This window comes from Luteimonas notoginsengisoli (assembly GCF_042648885.1).
Taxonomy (GTDB): Bacteria; Pseudomonadota; Gammaproteobacteria; order Xanthomonadales; family Xanthomonadaceae; genus Luteimonas; species Luteimonas notoginsengisoli.
In genome coordinates this window covers 886,345-908,041 of sequence record NZ_JBHRYF010000001.1, presented here as the reverse complement: position 1 = coordinate 908,041, position 21,697 = coordinate 886,345, and the positions used below count along the sequence as shown (strand labels likewise).

15 protein-coding genes are annotated in these 21,697 nt (G+C 65.6%); 2 read left to right on the top strand and 13 right to left on the bottom strand.

The window, feature by feature from the left end; genetic code table 11:
* Positions 1-96 precede the first annotated feature (96 nt).
* The gene (locus tag ACFOM9_RS04190; RefSeq protein ID WP_386706452.1) at positions 97-459 is read left to right on the top strand and encodes a hypothetical protein; all 363 of its coding nucleotides are present in this window, start codon (positions 97-99) and stop codon (positions 457-459) included.
* Between the two features lie 113 nt (positions 460-572).
* Here ACFOM9_RS04190 and ACFOM9_RS04185 read toward each other — a convergent pair whose 3' ends face one another.
* The 13 genes from ACFOM9_RS04185 to ACFOM9_RS04125 all read right to left on the bottom strand — a co-directional run bounded on the left by ACFOM9_RS04185 (position 573) and on the right by ACFOM9_RS04125 (position 19,860).
* Positions 573-881: a DUF3817 domain-containing protein gene (locus ACFOM9_RS04185; protein ID WP_386706450.1), complete on the bottom strand. Its 309-nt coding sequence runs from the start codon at positions 879-881 to the stop codon at positions 573-575.
* A gap of 67 nt (positions 882-948) precedes the next feature.
* Entirely contained in the window at positions 949-2,940 is a 1,992-nt protein-coding gene (locus ACFOM9_RS04180; RefSeq protein WP_386706448.1) for a serine hydrolase domain-containing protein, read from the bottom strand.
* Positions 2,941-3,288: 348 nt separating this feature from the next.
* Positions 3,289-3,918 (bottom strand): hypothetical protein, encoded by a 630-nt coding sequence (locus ACFOM9_RS04175; RefSeq protein WP_386707323.1) that lies wholly within the window; start codon positions 3,916-3,918, stop codon positions 3,289-3,291.
* Between the two features lie 141 nt (positions 3,919-4,059).
* On the bottom strand, positions 4,060-4,329 hold the full coding sequence (locus ACFOM9_RS04170; protein WP_386706446.1) for a hypothetical protein: 270 nt from the start codon (positions 4,327-4,329) through the stop codon (positions 4,060-4,062).
* A 229-nt stretch (positions 4,330-4,558) separates the two neighbouring features.
* Positions 4,559-4,744, bottom strand: a complete 186-nt coding sequence (locus ACFOM9_RS04165) for a hypothetical protein (RefSeq protein ID WP_386706444.1) — start codon at positions 4,742-4,744, stop codon at positions 4,559-4,561.
* 26 nt (positions 4,745-4,770) lie between these two features.
* Complete coding sequence (locus tag ACFOM9_RS04160) at positions 4,771-7,872, bottom strand: PAS domain-containing protein (RefSeq protein WP_386706442.1); 3,102 nt, start codon at positions 7,870-7,872, stop codon at positions 4,771-4,773.
* 91 nt (positions 7,873-7,963) lie between these two features.
* The gene (locus tag ACFOM9_RS04155) at positions 7,964-8,665 is read right to left on the bottom strand and encodes a transposase (RefSeq protein ID WP_386706440.1); all 702 of its coding nucleotides are present in this window, start codon (positions 8,663-8,665) and stop codon (positions 7,964-7,966) included.
* Positions 8,666-8,830: 165 nt separating this feature from the next.
* Positions 8,831-10,276 carry an FG-GAP repeat domain-containing protein gene (locus ACFOM9_RS04150; RefSeq protein ID WP_386706438.1) on the bottom strand — a complete coding sequence of 482 codons (1,446 nt, stop codon included), beginning with the start codon at positions 10,274-10,276 and terminating at the stop codon, positions 8,831-8,833.
* A gap of 255 nt (positions 10,277-10,531) precedes the next feature.
* Complete coding sequence (locus ACFOM9_RS04145; RefSeq protein WP_386706436.1) at positions 10,532-11,551, bottom strand: RES family NAD+ phosphorylase; 1,020 nt, start codon at positions 11,549-11,551, stop codon at positions 10,532-10,534.
* Positions 11,532-12,461, bottom strand: coding sequence for a sce7725 family protein (locus tag ACFOM9_RS04140; RefSeq protein WP_386706435.1), 930 nt, complete (start codon positions 12,459-12,461; stop codon positions 11,532-11,534). Before ACFOM9_RS04140 ends, ACFOM9_RS04145 begins: the two co-directional genes overlap by 20 nt.
* Positions 12,458-13,330 (bottom strand): sce7726 family protein, encoded by an 873-nt coding sequence (locus ACFOM9_RS04135; RefSeq protein WP_386706433.1) that lies wholly within the window; start codon positions 13,328-13,330, stop codon positions 12,458-12,460. Before ACFOM9_RS04135 ends, ACFOM9_RS04140 begins: the two co-directional genes overlap by 4 nt.
* Positions 13,331-13,381: 51 nt before the next feature.
* Positions 13,382-17,173 carry a methylmalonyl-CoA mutase family protein gene (locus ACFOM9_RS04130; protein WP_386706431.1) on the bottom strand — a complete coding sequence of 1,264 codons (3,792 nt, stop codon included), beginning with the start codon at positions 17,171-17,173 and terminating at the stop codon, positions 13,382-13,384.
* Between the two features lie 572 nt (positions 17,174-17,745).
* Positions 17,746-19,860, bottom strand: a complete 2,115-nt coding sequence (locus ACFOM9_RS04125) for a C1 family peptidase (RefSeq protein WP_386706429.1) — start codon at positions 19,858-19,860, stop codon at positions 17,746-17,748.
* 262 nt (positions 19,861-20,122) lie between these two features.
* Between ACFOM9_RS04125 and ACFOM9_RS04120 the strand changes: the two genes are divergently transcribed.
* Positions 20,123-21,682 carry a phospholipase D family protein gene (locus ACFOM9_RS04120; protein WP_386706427.1) on the top strand — a complete coding sequence of 520 codons (1,560 nt, stop codon included), beginning with the start codon at positions 20,123-20,125 and terminating at the stop codon, positions 21,680-21,682.
* The last annotated feature ends 15 nt before the right edge of the window (positions 21,683-21,697 follow it).

Genomic DNA, 21,697 nt, shown 5'->3' with positions numbered 1-21,697 from the left:
CCGGTTCCGCGCGGACCGGTCGGAAGACGCATACGCCCGACTCACGCGCGCGCGCCCACGATCGCCGGGCGGCACCCGCCGCCGAGGGAGATGGAAATGGAACCGATCGTCATGTTGCAGACGTCCGCGTGGCTGTTCGTGGTGGCCGCCCTGGGCGGGCTGGTGATGGCCGCGGTGCGGCTGTTCGGCAAGCGCAATCCGCCCAACTGGCTGGCGATGGCGCACGGCCTGCTGGCCGCGGCCGGGCTGACGCTGCTGGCCTATGCATCGCTCAGCGCGCCGGTGCCCACGTTGGCGTGGGTGGCGCTGGGCCTGCTGGTGCTGGCCGCCGCCGGCGGCACGGTGCTCAACCTGGGCTACGCCTGGCCCCGGCGCCTGCTGCCGGCCGGCCTGCTTGCTGGCCACGCTGTGCTGGCGGTGCTTGGCTTCGTGGCCCTGCTGGCGGTAGCTTTCGGCTGAGCAGGCGCGGAGCGGAACCACCGAAGGCGCACGCACGCAGGGTCGAGCGATGTTCTCAGCAACCGGCATCGAGCGGAATCCGCCTCGCGGGTTCCGCTCTGCGAGCCGTTCTATCAGACCCCTGTTGCCGACAACAGCCCGCGGCGGCGAAACCAGAGTTCGAGCGGCAACGTCACCAGCGGCGGGATCGCGGCCAGCACCGCCAGCAGCAGCGCCCACATCGGCCATCGCAACCGGGCACCCGCAACGAAGGCAACCAAGATGTACAGCAGGAACGCGGCCCCATGCAGGCGGCCGAACAGCCACACGCCCAAGTCGGTCGTGCCGCTGCCGTACTTGAGGTACATCCCGACCAGCAGCCCCGCCCAGGTGAAAGCTTCGATCAATGCCGTGACTGCGAAGAGCTTGCCGATGGGTGACATCGGCTGTTGTGATGCGTGCATGGTGAAGTCCAGACCCAAACGCAGAGGATAGCGGCCTGCGCCCGCCTTACTTCACCTCATCGAACACATACTCATGCTGGCCATCGCGCACGACCAGCCTGCGCACGCCGTCCTTTTCCGCACGCACGAACAGGAAGCCGAGCGCGACCGGGTCGATGGTCACGAAAGCCAGGCTGCCGTCGGGCTGCGGCATCGTCGCCACTTCCGAACTGAAGGCGCCGACATCGAACCAGGCCCTGCCGTCCTTGCGGGTGACCGCAAGCTCGCCCAGGGCATCGTTGTGGTAGCGCGGCGCCAGGCTCTCCAGGCCCTTGGCGTCCGCCGGATGCTGCAGCAGCTTGACGAAGGCGTCGAAGCCCTCGCGGTTGGCCTTGGCCCCGGCCTTGGCCGCGGCCTCGGCCTGCGGTTCGCCATCGAACATCAGCTCCATCAGCCGGCGCTTGAACGGGCCACGCAGGTTCACGCCTTCATCGGCATTGGTCAGGATCACCGCGCCGACCTTCTGGTCCGGCCACCACATCATGTTGGAGTGGAAGCCCCCCATGTCGCCGCCGTGGTCGATCACGGTGACGCCGTCGCTCTTGTCCACCATCAGCGCCATCGCGTAGTTGCGCTCCACGCCCAGCGCGATCTGCGGCTCGCGCCGCTGCATCAACGCGGCCTCGCCGATGTAACGCTTGCCGTCCGGCAGGACACCGCCGTCGATTTCCATCTGCACGTACTTGAGCAGGTCGTCGACCGTGCTCCATGCGGCGCCGGCCGGGCGCGAGGCGACGATGGTGTTGTTCAGGTCCATGCCCATCACTTCCACTTCGTGGCCGATGTCGTAGCCATGCGGCGCGGCATAGTCGCCGGTCTGCGCCTTGGCGTAGTCGAAGGTGGTGTCCTGCATGCCCAGCGGATCGAACACCAGCGACTGCATCGCCTTGTCGTAACCGGCGCCGAGTTCGGTGCCGGGATAGGCGACCTGGCCGCCGATGTAACCGGCCGCGGCGGCCATCGGGTTGGAGTATTGGAACAGCTCGCCGAAGCCGCTCGTTGGCTGCATGGTGCCCAGCGTGGCCATGACCGTTCCGGGCGTCTGCTTCTCACCTTCGAACAGCCACTCGAAATCCTGGCGCGGAACGCCGGTACAGGCGCAGATCAGGTGCTTGACCAGCACCTGGTCGGTGGTCGCCGCATCGCCCAGTTTGAAGCCCGGGTACACGTCCTCGGCGCGCGCGTTCCAGTCCAGCTTGCCGGCATCCACCAGCTTGGCCAGCATCAGCGTGGTCAGCGCCTTGGTGTTGGAGGCGATCATGAAGCGGGTGTCGCCGTCGACCTTGTCGGGCTTGCCCAGCTGGCGCACGCCGAAGCCGCGCGACATCACCACCTTGCCGTCCTGGACGATACCGATGGCCACGCCGGGCACGTCGTAGTCCTGGCGCATCGCCTCGACGAAGGACGCGACCTGCTGCAGGCGCGCGTCGTCCAGCTTGTGCGCGCTGCGCCCGGCGAAGCTCTCGCGCTGATAGCCCGCCGGCTGCAGGCGCTGGGAGATCTTTCCGAATTGCGAGCCGCGCTTCTCGGCGATCGCCTGGTCCACGTCGACCGCCACGACAGTCCAGGCCTTGCCCTTGCGGTAGGCGCTGGCGCCCACGGCGCGCTTTGCATTCGCGGCCACGTCGTAATCGTAGAAGCGCCGGGCTTCCCAGCCATCCCTGGCGGCGGCGTCGGTGGCCACCATCAGTTTCGGGGTCATGCCGAGGACGGCCCAGGCTTCGGCCACCGCCTCGTCAGCCGTGGCCGCCTTCGCGTCCAGGATGATCAGCCGCGAGCCGTCGCCTTCAGGCGGCATCAGCAGCACGCCATTGTCCTGCACGCGCTGGGTCCAGCCGCCGGGCAGGATGAAGGTGGTGCCGCGTGGCGTCCCGGACGGCGTGTCCGCCACCGTTTCGGCAGTCGCTGCCGCCTGCCCGTCGGCGGCGTGGGCAAGGGATGCGGCGAATGGCGACGCCAGAAGGAGAGCCAGAACCAGCGGGTGGAGGCGAGGACGCATCGGAAAAATCCCGGGCCGGAAGGGTGGCGCAAGATGCGCACAGTCCCGGCGAGGTACGCAAGTCCCGTTGGGGACGGGTCCCCTGGCTGCGAAATCCCCGTCATCCCCGCGATCGCCCTGCCCGGCTGGTGGATGGACGGAACGGACGAGTCCAGGCGCTTTGACGTTCGCGTTTTCACACCATTGGCAAATGTGCGGACTTCCTGCCGGCCGGGAAGTCCACCACGATTCGACCAGAATGCGGTTCGCGCACACGGTCGCGTTGCGATATCCCGCGATAGAGGACTGAGGTGGGTCGCTTCCACCCTTTGATTCGACCGAGAAAGCCGGGTCTGATCCCTGCGTTCCCTACTTTCGCGAGAACTCCGGGAACGTCTCCGCGATCGACGCCTTGTCCGGCAGGATGTAGAACACGCCGCCCCGCTCGAAGGTCGGACGGACGACCTGTTCGTAGAACTCGGGCGAGACGTTGATGCAACCGTGGGTGATGCGGTTGTCGTCGGGCGAAGGCGAGGCCAGGCGCTCGACGCGCCGCTCGGCGGGGACGCCGGTCGCGGTCGGGTGGATGGAGACAGCGGAATCGTAATCCACCCACAGCACGCGTCCGGCGTCGATCGACGGGCCGAAACCGCCCACGAAGCGTCCGGCCGGCGTCGTGCGATCCCGGCCCGGGATCTCGCGAAGCGCGAGTCCTGCAACCCCGGGCGCGGAATGATCGCCGACCGCCGAACCAAACAACCCGGGCGCCGCGCCGCGAAGCCGGCCGTCGCCCCCGAACACCAGGATCTGCGCGGCGGCCTTGTCCATGACCGCGAATGGATAACCGTGGCTGTCCTTGGCGGCGACCACCCAGCCTGCGAGTTCGATCACCGTGTCCGAGACCTCCTGGCCAGGCGGAAGCTGGTCGACGGCGGAGACCGGCGGCGCGGCGGCATCCTTGGGGCTGGCCACGCCGATGCTCGAGAACGCCAGCGCCAGCGAGAGGGAAACCGCCCGGATCGTGGGATGCGTGCAGGTACGGATGGTTGGTTCCTCAGTCAAATCCGGTGAAACCGGGACCGGTGACAGCATGGGTCACCGGTCCCGCTTGAGGGCGTTCGTCGCCGAGGGGAAGAGCCGCTATCCGCGCGGCTTGCGGCCCGGCGCCGTTTCGAGCTGCTGGACGCGGCCTTCCAGCTGGTCGAGCCGCTGGTTGGCCTGCTGCGCCGACTGGTTGGCCGATTCGGCGCTCTGGGCCGCGCCCTGCACTCGCGTGTCGAGCTGGTCGAGGCGCGAGTTGACCCGCGCGAAATCGTCATCGTAAGTGGCGCAGGCGCCGAGGCCGAGACCGACGACGAGCGCCAGGCCGAGTGTGCGCGCAGTCGCCACGTGCTGTTTGGACAGGGACATGCCAGCTCTCCTTTTTCGGGGGAGTTCGGAATATAGCGGCGTTCTGGCCTGAGCCCGCGGTGCGCGTTCAGCTGAGGTTGGAGTACGTGGACGGCCGGTGATCCCATGGGCCGCCCTCTCCACATCCTGCTCATCGCCATAGAACTACGGCGCCGGAGCCAACGGGGCGAGGCGAATTTCCCCTCGTCAATCCTTATCGGCGCGACGCCAACGCCCACGCCGATCAGGCTCATCCGTTGTCGTACGCACCCGGCACGGTGCCGATGCGCATCTGCCGCCGCAGCAGGCCAGTGAATGCCGGTTCCGGCAACGGCTCGAGCAGCAAGCCTTCGCCAAACATTTCCTGGTGCCGCGGGTTGTTGGCCAGCAGCCGAGCTACCGCAGGCATCGACGCTTCAGCGAGTGTCCTGACCATGGCATTCGACGCGGGGGCCATGCACTTCAGGCGTTGGCCAGGATCGCGTGCAACTCGGCGACATCGGCGGGCTTCACCAGGTGATGGTCGAACCCTGCCTGCCTGGACGTCGCCTCGTCGCTGGCCCGCCCGTAGCCGCTCAGCGCGATGAAGCGTGCCGGATGCGGGCCGATGGCCTCGCGCAGGCGCTGGGCTAGCTCATGCCCGGTCATGTCGGGCATGCCGATGTCGAGGATGAAGGCGTGCCAGTCCGTGCGCTCGGCCGCCCTGGCAAGGGCCTCGTAACCGTCGGTGGCGATGGTGACGTGGTGGCCGAGTAGCCGCAGCACCGCGGCCAGCATGGTGGCCGCGTCGACATTGTCGTCGACCACCAGCACGTTCCTGCGGCGCGCTTCGCCTCCGGCCGGGAGCGTCGGTTGCGCGGGCGCCGCCGGAGCGCACACCCGCGGCAGGGTCGCCACGAAGGTGCTCCCCTGCCCGCTGCCGCCACTGCTGGCAGAAACCCGCCCGCCATGGAGTTGCACGATGCTGCGCACCAGCGCCAGACCGATGCCGAGGCCGCCTTGCGCGCGATCCGGCGTGCGCTCGCCCTGGGTGAACAGGTCGAAGACATGCGGTATCAGGCCCGCGTCCATGCCGATGCCGTTGTCCGTCACGCGGATGTCCACGGTGTCCGCGGAACCCTCCACCGACAACCTGATCGTCCCGCCCGAGGGCGTGTACTTGGCCGCGTTGTTCAGCAGGTTGGACACCACCTGGACCAGGCGATGCCGGTCACCGATCACCAGCGTGCCGTCCGGCACCGGATCGAAGAGCAAGCGGTGCTGGCGCGACTGCAGGAACGGCTCGGCCTGCTCGACGGCCGCAGCGGCGACCTCGCCCACGTCCACCGGCGCCCGGTCGACCTGCACCAGACCCCGGGTCACCCGCGACACGTCGAGCAGGTCGTCGACCATCTGGGTCATGTGCGCGACCTGGCGCGCGATGATGTCCGCCGACCTGGCCACCGCGCGCTGGTCGCCCGGCGCCAGCCGCAGCAGCTGCGCGGCGGTGCCGATCGGCGCGAGCGGGTTGCGCAGCTCGTGCGCCAGCATCGCCAGGAACTCGTCCTTGCGCCGGTCGCCCTGCTCGAGGGTTTCGATCATGCGGCGGCGTTCGGTCACGTCGAGCACGGTCCCGATCATGGTCGTGCCGACGAGTTGGCCGCGGCCCAGCACCCAGGCCACGCGTTCATCGGGCAGCACCAACCGGAATTCCTGCGCGAACTGGCCATCGCCGTCGGGCGAAATCGCAGCCTGCAACGCGGCCTGCACGGACGGCCAGTCGTCTGGATGCGTGCGACGTGCGAGGTGGTCGAGGGTCAGGTCCTCGCGCCCGGGGTGGACCTCGGCGATCTGCCGCGTGCGGGCGTCCATGGTCAGCGCCCGGGTGCGCGGGACGTAGGTCCACGTACCGAGCTGCGCCACGTCCAGCGCGAGCGCATTGCGCTGCTCGGACAGGCGCAACGAGCCTTCGATCCGCTTGCGGTCGGTGATGTCCACCGATGCGCCGATCAGCCCGACCACCTCGCCGTTCTCGAACATCGGTGCCTTGTGCGACCACCACCAGGCAGGGGTGCCGTCCGCCAGCCGGATCTCTTCCTCGATCTGTTCGGCAACGCCGCTTTCCATGATGCGGCGGTCATTGCGCATCACCGCCTCGGCCTGCGCGGCATCGGCCAGCAGTTCGCGATCGGTGCGCCCCAGGTACACGTCCTGCGGCACGCCCAGCAGTTCGGCGACGCCACGGTTGCCCAGGATCAGCCGGCCCTCCGAATCCTTGGCGTAGACCACGCCAGGCACCGCCTCGACGAAGCTGCGCAGCAGCGCCGTTGCGCGATCGCGATCGCGTTCGGCCCGGCGGCGTTCCGAGTGGTCGCGCAGCACGCCGGGGAATCGCACCGGCCGGCCCGTCGCATCCCGTTCCACGCGGCCGTTCGCCTCCACCCACGTGTAGCTTCCCCCGTGCGTGCGCACGCGGTATTCGCATTGGTAGCGGCCGCCTTCGCCCGCCAGTGCGGCCTCGATCGCGGCCTCCACCCGCGCCACGTCGTCGGGATGGATCGGCTGCATCGCGGTCGACAGCGCCATGCCTGCCTCGCACTGCCGTGGATCAAGCCCGAACAGGCGGGCGAAGCGCTCGTCGCCGATCAGGCGGTCATCGGTGATTGACCAGATCCACGTGCCAACGATCGCGCCGGCATCCAGTGCGAGTTGCACGCGCTCGGACGCCAACGCCGCCTGCGCCGCATCCCGCCGCCGGCCAGTGATGTCGCGGAACAGGACCGCGATCCCTTCCCCGGTGGGAAACGCGCGCACCTCGAACCAAATCCGCTCGCCATCCGGTTCGGCATGCAGGTATTCCAGCGATGCGGGCTGGCCATCGGCCAGCACCTGCCGGTACACGCGCCCGATCTCGGCATCGCGCGTATCGGGATATAGCTCCCAGATCACCCGGCCGACCAGTGCGTCGCGCGGGCGCCCGAGCAGGCGCTCCGTCTGCGCGTTGACCTCCAGCACCCGGAACTCGCGATCCATCACGACGAAGCCCTCGTCCATGTTGGAAAGCACCTGCAGATGGCGCTCCATACCGAGCGCGAGGCGACGCTCGCCCATCACCTGCTCGGTGATCTCGTTGCAGGAACCGAAGAGCCCGCCGACGGTGCCGTTCTCCTCGCGGATCGGGGCGAAGAAGAACGAAAAATGCGTTTCCTCGACGCGGCCATTGCGGTTGAGTGCCAGCTCCATGCGTGGCACCTGCACCGGCTCACCGCTCCATGTCGCCTCGACCAGCGGCGCCAGCTGCTCGCGGATCTCGGGCCACACGTCCACCAGCAGGTCGCGGCCCAGCGCGGCCGGATGCTTGTCCCCCAGGATCGGCGCGTAATGGTCGTTGTAGAGGAAGGAGCGCTCCGGGCCCCAGGCGATGTACATCGGCTGGTTGGAAGCCAGCATCAGCCCCACGACCGTGCGCAGCGCAGCGGGCCAGCGCGCCGTCGGCCCCAGGGGCGTCGCGCTCCAGTCCATGGACCGCATTCGTTTGCCTGCCTCGCCGCCGCCGGCGAGAAATGAGAGGCGCAGAGGGCTCATGGGGTTAGTTTCGCGCAAAAATGGCGCCCGCACAGCGCCTCATCAAGCGACTCAAAGGACTCAAAGGGGGACTCAAAGGGGACGGAGGTAATTAACCCATCTGGTTCTTCGCGATCGCGGGACGCCCCCGCGGACGGCAGATGACCGGGCGATTGAGCGCCTTCTCCACCATCGCCTGGAACCGCAGGTCGCCCAGAACCCGCTCCTGCGCGAGATGTCGCCTCACGCTCGCCAGCGCCTCGTCATCCATTGCGCTCCGCAGCCAGGATCGATAGACGGCTGCACGGGAGTCCGGATCGTCACCCAGCCCCATGTAGACCGGATGCGGCGTCAGAAGCGGATCGTTCGCCATGCCCAGATGCGTGTGCACGCTCGACCAGCGGTAGTCCTCCGGCAACGCCACCATCGCCGCGCGCACCGGGTTCAACTCGATATAGCGCAGCACGGTGAGCAGATACCGCTCGCTATCGACCAGGCACGACTTGAATCGGCCCTGCCACAAGGTGCCGCATCGCCCATGCCGGGCGTTGAACGCTTGCACATACGCCTGGCCCGCGCCTCGCATCATCTTCGAAACCGCGCCCGCCACACACGACGACACCAGAAGATGCACATGATTGTCCATGAGCACGAAGGCATGCACCCGGACGTCATAGACATGACAGGCTGCGCGCAGCAGGCGACGGTAGTGATGGCGGTCGGTGTCGTCCAGGAAGATCGCGCAGCGATTCACACCGCGCTGGGTGACGTGCATCGGCACGCCGGGAAGCTCAAGGCGGGGTTGGCGGGGCATCGACAAGTTCCGGATCGGGTGTACCCACCCTGCCCGCTTGCCAACGCCTTGACCCTCGGGCAACCACTCAAGTCCGCGTAGGGAACTGCCGCTTAATTACCTCCGTCCCCTTTGATTGCCTTTGATTCGCGATAAGTGAACCTGACCCCGTTTCCGCCGTTGTGCTTATCTGTGCCGCAAAGCCGGCAAGCGCCCACCTGTTCTTGCCGACCAGACGTCACATTGCTCGCGTGGCATGACAATCAATCCGTAGTCATGCCTGCCAAACACCACATCCGGGCACCGGTCGCCAGTCACGTCGACCACGACCATTCCCTGTGGATTGATCTCATCGGGGATGGCCAGATCCTCGTCCAGCACCTCTGCGGCAAGACCACCAGATGCGAGCTGCACGTAGCTCCCCACGGCGTCATAGCCCGCATGCAGCACCGTCAGGTCGTCCCTGCGATCGCCGTTGAGGTCGGCAATCACCAGTTCGCCCGGAAGATCTAGGGTGGCAAGCTGCGCAGGGGGAGCAAGCCTCCCGTCCGCTTCTTGCGCATATACCCAGACGCCCGCATTCGGATTGTTGGCGTAGGTATTGACGATCACATCCTTCCGCCCGTCGAAATTCATGTCTCCCACGGCGACTGAATACGTGCCCCAGATCCCGCCGGGCCTCGGATAGGGCTGTGGTGGCAGGAAGCCGTCGACGCCATTGTGGCGAATCACCCAAAAATCGAAATCTGCACCTGAGGCAATGATCAGATCGGGTATCCCATCGGAATCAACGTCGCCAATCGCCAGATCGTTATAGCCACGCTGCGGTGACGGCATCGCCGCGGATTCGGAAATTCCACCCGCGCCATCGCCGTAATAAATTGTCGTCGCCTGAATGCTTGAACCGTTGGCACTCCCCCAACCGATGCCGATCACATCCAGGTTTCCATCTCGATCGACATCCATCACACCGAGTTGATTCATCTCCCGGCCAACGCGCGAATACTCGACCTTCAGATTCCCCTGTCCGTCGGATGCGAGCACCGCGATGCCGTCGTTGGTTGCGGCAGCCACGTCCATTACCCCGTCGCGATTCAAGTCCCCCAGCGCAATGCCGCCGAAATCAGGCCTGCATTCCGCAGCCAGCGGATAGTTCGCCACCAACTCGAGGGTGCCGCTGGCATTGCGGCTGAAGACGGAGATGCTGCAGGTTCCCCACAGGCCCGTGCCCCAGGCCCCATCAACGCCACTAGCCGTTGTCACCACGATGTCGAGCAACTGATCGCCGGTAACATCACCGGCAGCAACTGCACCTGGAAACTCCTGCATCTCATAACCGATCGCCCACCCATACGTGACCGGGCGAATGGCTGGACGCGCTGCCATCTTCCAGGTGATTGCCCGCATTCCGACAGGAGGCAAGCTCAAGGCCTCGATTGATTCGCGCCGACCGCGCTCGTCGACGACTGGCAGTTGCTCCGCCGTCGTTGAGTCACGGACGGCGTCCAACGAAACGATGCTTCGAGGCATCGGTGATGCGCGCAGATCCCCTCTTGCACCAAGTTGCCGCTCGCTGTCGGCAACCACGCCTCCCGCTGCAGCAGCCAACAAGATCACCAGTAACCAGCGCATAGCTCCCCCGATTCCCCGATAGAATTAAGTGAACCTGACCCCATTAGCTCTCGCCTCCGCTCGGCCGGCCCATCGCCCGCGGCGGGGACCGGACCCGACGGGTAAGTGAACCTGACCCCGTTTCCGGCGGGGCATCGACAAGCTCCGGATCGGGCCGACCCCACCCTGCCCGCTTGCCAACGCCTTGACCCTCGGGCAACCACTCAAAGCCGCGTAGGGAAGCGCCGCTTAATTACCTCCGTCCCCTTTGATTGGCTAAATAAGCTGCGCGGTCACCTCAACCTCAACAACCTTATGAACCGCGACGCTACCATAGGCTTCGCAAGCACAGACATCAAAGAAAGCAAAGTTCCTTCCATTTGCCAGTGAACTCTTGTAAATAACGCCGTCGTAGCCCGAAACTTTGATTAGCTCACATAGGTACTGACTAGCCAGGTAGTCACGCGTTGCACGATGCGGCTGCGTTGGCACGCTGAGTTCTTCACCCAAGGCCTTTAGGAACGACATTGACGCACGCACATCAGCGATTGACGACGAGGAAACTCGGAATGGAGAGATAGTTAGCCAGGGATCTGTTAGGTCGATCAACTCCAGCGGCCTTCCTGCAATCACTCTGAAAGTGGCCAGTGATACGAGGGCTCCCTTTGAGGGTTTAACTTCGGCAATAGCCGTATCCAAATCGTCTGCCAAGTACAGATAACGGATACCGATTGGATTGGCTCTCCCGTCGGATGCAATCTCGGCAGGCGGCGCACCCATTTCATCGAGCGGCAACGGCACCACGCCTTTCATCAATCTAGCCCGATAGAACTCAGCAGGAAGCTCTGAGCATACCAAGTTCTCCATGAGAACTCGGAACAATTCTTTGTCGGGAGCGTTCTTCGGGAAGAATCTGTTCTCTTCCTGCAGCTCCTTTCGAAGATCACCCCATATCTCACTAGAAGGAGCAAGAGCGCTTTCTCGCGCTACGTACGTGGCTGCGGCAAGGCCCCCAAGCACAGCTTCTGAGATTTGCTGCGCCTTCGCGCGCTCAGAAAAAATCCCCCAATCTTGTGCCCATAGCTCCCAGATGTGGCGACCATCGACTTTAACGGCGTAGCCGTCTAAAACCTGCTCAAAGTAAGGCGCTAAGCGAACCGCAGAAATAACCGGGACATCTCTACTACCGCAGTAGGGGCAGTCTGCTTCGCGCTCAGCATTAACACTAATGAAGCCACAAAGGAAATCATCATCAAAGCAGTTCGGGCAGCACATATCACCTCCCCATAATTTCAAGGTGATGCTGCATGCTCAACTTCTTGACATAACCAAGCCCTGGAAAGTGGCCGTGCTGATGCAGGCGCTGAAACTCTCTAATCGCCTCTGTCTCGGGTATCTTTGACCCGGGCTGCGCGCAGTACTCGATCAGTTTTTCCAGAGCCTCCTGAAACTTCCCTGCGGGATCTGTAGGAGTGTCATTAGTGTCTGACTTGAAATGCCTGACATAGATAACGCCATCGTCCTCATGATCCGCATAGGTGATATGGATCGCTACAGCGTAAGCAGCACCGCCCCCATCCGAGTACTCACTACCGACAATCAAGTAATCACCAAATCCATTCGCGCCTTGATCTTGATACGTGACCGGCAATTCAGAAAAGACTTCTACGTCCGGGTAATCTGCGTTCTTTGTCTTCTTGAAACCATCTTCGAGCAATACCTTATGGCGCGACGAGAACGCGCCACGGTATCGAAGGCTGCACTTATCAACTAAGAAGAGATGCTTACGATCTGGTCCTTGCTGATTTGTCACCACTTCAACAACGTCTTTAGCCGCCATCGTCCCATGATGCAGGATTGCCAAGTCAGGCCAATTCTGCAGCCAACTTCGAACAGCCAGCAGATCATCAGCCTCTTGAAGCTGGTAAATCCAGCCCCCTTGTGCGTAGTCAGAAATTGCATCGTTCACCTGCGCGGCAAATTCATCTGGCAGCGAAGGCGCGTGATGACCTACGGATGGGTTGGCCACAATAAGAAATCCTGCTTGCTCACGCTTGAGCGCCTCTATCGTGCGTACCAACCCGTTCGCACCCTCCTTCACAGGCTCGATGATGGGGGTAAACCCCTGCCGCGCGATGAGGCCACCGTTCTCTCTGATGCAGATCAGTTCAAACTGCTTACCGCGAAAGAATGGAAAGTAGTTCACGCCCTCTCCTTTTGGTAGACCTTGCACGCAAGATTCTTCAACAATACTTGAACATCTTCGTCATCACAGCGCGCAGCAACCGCCGCCGCTCGGATATACAACGGCAGCTTCGCCAGCGCGGAGACGGATAACGCATTGGGGCGGTCCTTCAACCTCTCGAGCGTAGCCTCATGGACCTGCTCTGGATCCAAAGTACTAGAGAACTTCATCGCCTCCCTAAAGACCGCGGTATTTGGAAGGCCTAACCCGGAGAACCCGAACTCTTCGAGAACCTTTAAGTACTCGTTGCGACGAAGGCATTCAAGGATCGCGGCAGCGCGCAGCCCGGCTGTGTTTCTCGAGGCCTCCCTAACTATCTCGAATGTACGTCGGCTCGACATGTAAGCAAGCCCCACCGCCGATGAAACTTGCCCCTCCAGTCTCGCAGCCTGCTTTTCACTGGAAAGGATCCATACGTGAGCAAAACGCTGTTGGTAGTCAGAAATTTGTGTTGGAAGACGCCTGAAATGATCACGCTCTGTCTTAATTTCGTAGGCGTGCATGGAGTCTCGCGCAATCAATGCATCCAGCTTGGAAGTACCCGCCCGAAACTCAAAGAATACGCGCGACCGCTTACTCCCATAACGACTTAGCACATTTCGCTGCAGCACCGCGTTCTTATAGAAGTACTCGGCAGGCTGATTCCTGGAGAGGTGAGCAAAAGCTGTTTCATACACGTCTGACACACGCGCGCTCTTTGGCCCACCATGCTGAAGGAGCAGACGCTTCAGATAGGAGCGCGTCTCGCCCCCCCCTTCCGCACGAGATAGCTCTCTAACTACAGACGGCTTGAAAATACCCCACAACTCGCTCGACGAAGCTTCTTCCATCCACGCATGACCCATCATCTATTGTTTGCCCGTATGCGCTTCTAAATCGACCTACATGTTGCGGCGATATTCTCCGCCCACGTCGTAGAGGGCGTGGCTGATTTGACCCAAGCTATGCGTCTTCACCGCCTCCATCAGCGCCTCGAACACGTTCTTCCGCTCCCGCGCCGTGTTCTGAAGGTACCCCAGCCCATGCCCGTCATGAACCATCGACATCTCTTCGTCGGCATCCGCCAGATGCCCGTGCGACGTCTCGCCTTTCGGCGCCAGCGCGTTGCGTGACTGCTGCCACCGCGTCACGTTCTCGATCTGCTGCCCCTTCTCCCCTTCCGTACTCCGGATCAGCTCGATCTCGGTAGCGATCTCGCCCGCATGCTCCTTCGGCAGGAAGGTATTGACGCCCACCAGCGGCAGCGAGCCGTCATGCTTCTTGTGCTCGTAGTACATCGACTCTTCCTGGATCTTCCCACGCTGGTACATGGTGTCCATCGCCCCAAGCACCCCACCCCGGTCGCTGATGGCCTCGAACTCCTTGTAGACGGCTTCCTCGACCATGTCGGTGAGGTACTCGACGGCGAAGCTGCCCTGCCAGGGGTTCTCGACGAAGTTGAGGCCGAGTTCCTTGTTGATGATCATCTGGATGGCGACGGCGCGGCGCACGCTTTCCTCGGTCGGCGTGGTGATGGCCTCGTCGTAGGCGTTGGTGTGCAGGCTGTTGCAGTTGTCGAACAGGGCGTACAGGGCCTGCAACGTGGTGCGGATGTCGTTGAACTGGATCTCCTGCGCGTGCAGGGAGCGGCCGCTGGTCTGGATGTGGTACTTCATCATCTGCGACCGTTCGTTGGCGCCGTAGCGCTCGCGCATGGCGCGGGCCCAGATGCGGCGGGCGACGCGGCCGATGACGGTGTACTCGGGGTCCATGCCGTTGGAGAAGAAGAACGACAGGTTGGGCGCGAAGTCGTCGATCTTCATCCCGCGCGCGAGGTAGTACTCGACGATGGTGAAGCCGTTGCTGAGGGTGAAGGCGAGCTGGCTGATCGGGTTCGCCCCGGCCTCGGCGATGTGGTAGCCGGAGATCGACACCGAGTAGAAGTTGCGCACCCCAAAGTCGACGAAGTACTGCTGGATGTCGCCCATCATCCGCAGCGCGAACTCGGTGCTGAAGATGCAGGTGTTCTGGGCCTGGTCTTCCTTGAGGATGTCGGCCTGCACGGTGCCGCGCACGGTCTTGAGCGTCTCGGCCTTGATGCGGGCGTAGGTGTCGGCGTCGACGACCTGGTCGCCGGTGATGCCGAGCAGGCCGAGGCCGAGGCCGTCGTTGCTGGGTGGGAGGTCGCCGTGGTACTGCGGGCGCTCGCGGCCTTCGAAGAACTTTTCGATCTTCTTCTGCGCCTGCGCCCAGCGGGCGTCGTCGGCCTTGAGGTATTTCTCGACCTGCTGGTCGATGGCGCAGTTCATGAACATCGCCAGGATCATCGGCGCGGGGCCGTTGATGGTCATCGACACGCTGGTGGTGGGCGCGCACAGGTCGAAGCCGGAGTACAGCTTCTTCATGTCGTCGAGCGTGGGGATGTTGACGCCGGAGTTGCCGATCTTGCCGTAGATGTCCGGGCGCGGCGCGGGATCTTCGCCATACAGGGTGACGGAGTCGAAGGCGGTGGACAGGCGCGCGGCCGGCTGGCCGACGGACAGGTAGTGGAAGCGGCGGTTGGTGCGCTCGGGCGTGCCTTCGCCGGCGAACATGCGGATCGGGTCTTCGCCGGTGCGGCGGTAGGGGTAGACGCCGCCGGTGTAGGGGTAGCTGCCGGGCAGGTTTTCCTTGCCGAGGAAGGTGAGCAGTTCGCCCCAGGACTTGTAGGTGGGGGCGGCGATCTTGGGAACTTTCTGGTGGCTGAGCGATTCGCGGTAGTTGTCGACCTTGATCTGCTTGCCGCGGACTTCGTAGGCGGTGGTGTCGTCGGTGATGGATTTGAGGCGCTGCGGCCAGTCGCGGAGGAGCTTGAGGCTTTCCGCAGTCAGGGACTGGAGGGCGTCGTTGTAGCGCTGGCGGAGGGTCAGCAGGGAGCGGTCGACCGCTTGGGCTTCCGCAGGAGCGGCGGGAGCCGCGATGCCCTTGCCGGTGCTGGGAGAGGTCGCGGCTTCCGCCGCTCCTACACGGGCGGGAGAGCTCGCGGCTGAAGCCGCTCCTACAAGGGTTGCTGCGGGGGTGAGGTCGTCGGCGTGGTAGAGGTCGAGCTGCCTGGGGAGCTTGTCGTCGCCGAGTTCGTGCAGGGCCTGCCAGAAGGCCTGGGCGCGGTCGGCGGCTTCGGCCTGCTTTTCGATGGAGGCGTTGATGGCGCGGCCCTGTTCGGCGATCTCGGCGAGGTAGCGGATGCGGGCGCCGGGGATGAGGACGGTGGCGCGGGGTTCCTTGAGGGAGGTGTCGAGGGCGGGGGTCCAGTCGATGGTCGCGCCCGCCGCTCTTGTGGGAGCGGCTTCAGCCGCGAGCTTTTGATCCTGCGTGGCCTGTGGGGAAGAGCTCGCGGCTGAAGCCGCTCCCACAAGGGCACCATCAGGGGCATCGGGACCCAGGTGGAGCTTCTCCCGCAGCAGCCGGCACAGGTTGACGAACATCCAGCTGATGCCGGGATCGTTGAACTGGCTGGCGATGGTGGGATAGACGGGGACGTCTTCGTCGGCGGTCTTGAAGGCGACGCGGTTGCGCTTCCACTGCTTGCGGATGTCCCTCAATGCATCTTCCGCGCCGCGCTTGTCGTACTTGTTGAGCACGATCAGCTCGGCGAAGTCGATCATGTCGATCTTCTCGAGCTGGCTGGCGGCGCCGTAGTCGCTGGTCATGACGTACATCGGGAAGTCGACCAGGTCGACGATCTCCGAGTCGGACTGGCCGATGCCGGCAGTCTCGACGATCACCAGGTCGTAGCCGAGGCTCTTGAGGAAGCCAATGCCGTCGTTGAGCACCACGTTCGTGGCGGCGTGCTGGCGGCGGGTGGCCATGGAGCGCATGTAGACGCGGTGGGACCGCAGCGAGTTCATGCGGATGCGGTCGCCCAGCAGCGCGCCGCCGGTGCGGCGGCGGGTGGGGTCGACCGAGATCACCGCGATGCGCATCCGCGGGAAGCTGGCGAGGAAGCGGTTGAGCAGTTCGTCGGTGACCGACGACTTGCCGGCGCCGCCGGTGCCGGTGATGCCGATCACCGGCGGCTGGGACACGGGGGACTGCCACTGCTTGCGGAGCATGGCGAGTTCGGAGTCGGAGAAGTCGCCGTCCTCGATCGCCGAGAGGATGCGGCCGATGCCGATCTCGTCGTCGAGCGCGGGCCTGGTGGCGCCGGCGAGGGATTCGGCGTCGATCTGCCGCGTCCGCGCGTCGCGCGCCCTGGACACGCGCTCGACGACGTCCTCGATCATCTCCACCAGGCCCAGCTTCATGCCGTCGTTGGGGTGGTAGATGCGCTCGACGCCGTAGGCTTCGAGTTCGCGGATCTCTTCTGGCGTGATGGTGCCGCCACCGCCGCCGACCACGCGGATGTGGCTGGCGCCGCGCTCGCGGAGCATGTCGACCATGTACTTCATGTACTCGACGTGGCCGCCCTGGTAGCTCGACAGGGCGATGGCGTCGGCGTCTTCCTGCAGGGCGGCGCGGACCACGTCCTCGACCGAGCGGTTGTGGCCGAGGTGGATGACCTCGGCGCCCTGCGACTGGATCAGGCGCCGCATGATGTTGATGGCGGCGTCGTGGCCGTCGAACAGGCTGGCGGCGGTGACGAAGCGCAGCGGGGTGGCGTCCGGCTGGGCGGAAGGATTGGCGCCTTCGAGGGCGTTGGCGGCTGGCGTGCTCATGGCGCGCTCCACGGAAAATACGGATGGGGCGATTGTACCGTGGGGGGCTGGAGCGCCTGTTTGGGGGTTGGCGTGCCGCTGGTTGTGGGAGCGGCTTCAGCCGCGAGCGTTTGGGCGTGGCGTCGGGGCCGGACCAAAAGCTCGCGGCTGAAGCCGCTCCTACAAGTTGGGGTGGGTATGCGGGAGGGGCGGACGTTGCGACCTGCCGGCCTTTCGGGAAGGCTTCGCGGCTTCCGCCGCTCCTACGGGTTGCGGTTGTCGTTCGTCTTGCGTGGCAACGGGGATTGGAAGGTTTTTGCGACGCGGCGGGGGAACCCGGGCAAGAGCTCGCGGCTGAAACCGCTCCCACGAGGGATGTGGCGATGCAGGAGCGGCGGAATCCGCGACGTCCGGACGCATCTGAAGATTTTGGCCGCTCCGCTGGTTCAGCGAACGCTGTCGGGCAGTGTGACGATTCCACTGATTCCGACCCGCACTGCACTGCCCTGCCCTGCCCTGACCTCCCCTGCACTGCCCTGCACATCCCGACACCTCTGCGGCGCGGGTGTCGACGCTCGTCGACGAGCCCGCACTCAGGCCTCCAGCGCGCGGCAGAGGGCTTCGCGGCGGGCGCGCATGCCGGCTTCGGAGTGGTGGAGATCGAACTGCACGGGCGCGCTGCCGCGCTTGCCGAGGACGCGCGCGATGGTGGCTTCCAGGGTGGCGCGGTCGTCGTCGAAGCCGCCGTGGGTGGTGGCGTCGGCGCCGTTGGGCGAACCGGCCGGCTCGCCGGCCGTGGGCGACTGCACCCAGTCCAGGCGGCCGGCCTTGAGCAGCTTGTGTACGCGTTCGTAGCCGTAGGCCTGGTCGGCGGCGGTCTTTGCGGCGATGAAGCGCGCCATGCCGGCGATCGGGGTGCCCTGCGACAGGCGCCGGTCGATCCAGCTGCGTGCCTGGTCCTCGAAGGCGTGCGCGACCATGTACAGCAATGACTTGTGATAGATGCCGACGCAGCTGTCGTCCTGCTCGGCCTTGTCGGTCAGGGTGAACAGGCAGGCGCGGTCGACCTTGCCGGACTCGATCGCCGGCACGTAGCTCATCAGGAACATCTCCATGCTGACCGCCGGCGCCCACAGGTTGATGCTGGCGAGCCTGGCGTCCATGCCGAGCATGCCGCGCGCCGGGCCGCCGGTGATCTGGCCGCGCGAGGTGAGCAGCTGCACCAGCGGCGCCATCAGGATCGAACCGGCGCTGTGGCCGGCCACGTGCAGCTCCACCGACGGGTCCTGGCCGGCCCACTCGTCGAGCAGCCGCGCGACTTGCGCCGCGCCGCCGCATTCGACCAGCTTGCCGTCGGTGCCGCGCGCGACCGCGGTGGTGGCGAGCAGCGCGTTCTCCTTCATCTCGTCCCACAGCGCCTTGCCGCCGATGTTGCGGGCCAGCGGTTCGAGGGTGTCGTCGAGGCGGTCGAGCAGCAGGTCCTTGGCCTTCTCGATCAGGCCTTCGCTGCGCGGGCGCGCCGCGTCCCGGAGGATGTTGCCGAGCGTGGTCCAGAAGTCGGTCTTCCAGATGAAGCACAGGGGGTAGATCTGCTGCGCGAGCAAGGTTTCGCGGTAGTCGGCCACGCGCTGGATGGCGCTGTCCTCCGACACCAGTCCGCCGTGCGCGTAGAGCAGGATGCGCTTCTTCTTCCAGCCGCGGGTGGCCTCGCGCATGTCGTTGCGGATGATGTTGCGCACGTCCTCGACGGTGCTGCCGAAGCGACCGCTGTCGCGCAGGCGGCCGTCGTTGCCCAGGCTGATCACGTGCGGGCGCAGGTCGGCCTGCGAATAGCCCACCGACTGCCGCCCGATCGAGGAGTTGCTGACCGCCGCCGACTGCGCGCGCAGCAGCTGCACCGGCACCGCGAGCCGCGCCACCCAGACGTCGGTGCCGCGTTCGAGCCACTCGTCGTAGCTGACCCAGCCGATGCCGCCCTGGCCCCACTTCGTGCCCCAGGAGTTCTGGAACCAGAACCCCTCGCCGTCGTAGGCGACGATGGCGAAGGCGTGGTAGCCGATCGTCGGCTGCTGTCGCCACGCGATCCGGCCGCTCGCCGGCGGATCGATCCAGCCTTCGTGCACCGCGCACGACGCGTACAGCACGCCGACCTCGGCGAACGCCGCGTGCATCGCGACGAGATCCTTGTGGTTGACGCGGAAGTAGGCGCCGAGGGGATGGCGCAGGGCATCGCGCGCGCGTTCGTCGGTGTAGGGCTCGAGCGCGATGCCCGGGGTGTAGGGCCAGGCGGCTTCGGAGCACACGCCGTGCTTGTGCCAGCCCTTCATCGCACCGCGGCAGCTGGAGCCGGAGTAGCTCTCGCCGCGCCACTCGTCGTAGCGCCGCGCCATGTCGTAGAACATGCGCGTGCTGACGCGGGTGGCGTCGACGCCCGAGCCGCGCGTGCGCAGCAGCGTATGGGCGACGGAGGCCAGGCCGAACGCGGTGCAGGCGCCGTCGTCGCCCTGGTCGAGCACCGGCACTTCCAGCGCGATGAAGCGCGACAGCGGCACGTGCGTGGGCACGTCGACCAGGGTCGGTTCGAACATGCGGTCGCGGAAGTCCGCGGTATCGGGGCGCGCATCGAGCAGCCGCGGGCGTGCGCGCGGCGGTGGCTCCCGGTCCGGCCCGGTCATCGGCGCGGTCCTTGCCCGCTTGCGCTTGCTCATGGCCATCGTCTTTCCTCCGACAAGGGGAACGGCGGCATCGGGCCTGTGAGGACAGGCGGCGATGCGATGCAGCGAGCATGCCCGGCCAGGGTCGCGAAAACCGCGACCGGCGCGGCAAAGCCGCCGGCCCGGCGCGGCCGGCACCCTGCCCCCTCCAGGCGCGGATGCCGTGCGCCGGATGCAAGGAAAGGCCGACGGCCGCCTCCACCCCCACGCCACCGTCGCGCTTCTACAATGGACGTCACTGGACAGGGGCGGGCCGATGACACGAATCAGACGCATCTTCGCGTGGGGGCTGTTCGCCCTGGTGCTGATGGTGCTCAGCGGCTGGCTGCTCGCCGACCACCTGACCCCGCCCGCGGTGGGCGCGCCGAGCCACGCGCTGCCCGTGCAGCCGGCGCAGACCGCGCTGGATCGCGAGCTTGCGCCGCTGGTGGCGAAGCACGGCGGCAAGACCGGCATCATCCTGATCCCCGACGGACTGGACGCCTTCGCCTCGCGCGCGCTGTCGGCGCGCAAGGCCGGGCGCAGCCTCGACCTGCAGTACTACATCTGGCACAACGACCCCACCGGCCGCCTGCTCGCCCATGAAGCCTGGCGCGCGGCCGAGCGCGGGGTGCGCGTGCGCGTGCTGCTCGACGACATGAACACCCGGGACGAAGACACCGACCTGCTGGCGTTCGACGCCCATCCCAACATCGAGATCCGCGTCTACAACCCGTTCCGCAACCGCAACGGCGCGATGCGCATGCTCGAACTGGTGCAGCGCTTCTTCAGCGTCAACCACCGCATGCACAACAAGGCCTGGATCGCCGACGGCCGGGTGGCGGTGCTGGGCGGGCGCAACATCGGGCAGGAATACTTCGACGCCTCCACCGAGACCAACTTCCGCGACCTGGACGTGGTGCTGTTCGGGCCGAAAGTGGCGCAGGCCAGCACGATCTTCGACGCGTTCTGGAACAGCGAGGCGGCGGTGCCGATCTCCGCGTTGAGCTCGCGTTCGCGGCGGCAGCTGGACACCGCGGTGGCGCGGGTGCGCGCCGAGGCGCGCAGCGACTACGCGAAGAGCTACCTGCGGCGGATGGACAGCTCGTCCACGGTGCGCGGCTATTTCCGCGGCGAACTCGCCCCGCACTGGAGCCACGCGATCGAAGTGGCCTCCGATCCGCCGCTGAAGTGGAAGCAGGACGACCGCCGCGGATGGCTGCTCAACAAGCTGGCCGAGCAGATCCTCGGCGCGCAGCGCCAGGCGCTGCTGATCTCGCCCTACTTCGTCCCTGGCGAAACCCTCACCAGCCGCCTGCTGGACCTGGTGGGACGCAAGCACGTGAAGGTGGGCGTGATCACCAACTCGCTGGCGGCCAATGACGTCCCGGCGGTGCATGCCGGCTACATGGCCTATCGCGGGGAGCTGCTCGACGGCGGCGTCGAGCTGTATGAACTGCGTGCCCAGGGCGCAGGCGAGCGCCATGGACTGTTCGGCAGCAGCGGCGCGAGCCTGCACACCAAGGCGTTCGTGATCGACGGCAGGCGCGGGTTCATCGGCTCGTTCAACCTCGACCCGCGCTCGGCCTACCTCAACACCGAGATGGGCGTGCTGTTCGAGGACCCCGACATCGCCGCGGCGGTCGCCGAGGAATATCGGCGCCTCGCGAGTCCCGCGCTGAGCTACCAGGTGTGCCGCGACAAGCAGGGTGCGCTGTGCTGGCGCGACCGCAGCCACGAGCCGCCCCTGATCCTGCACGAGGAACCGCAGACCACCGCCTGGCAGCGCGCGACCGCGCGGGCGATCGGCTGGCTGCCGATCGAATCGCAGCTGTAGCAAGGGGCGGCCGTT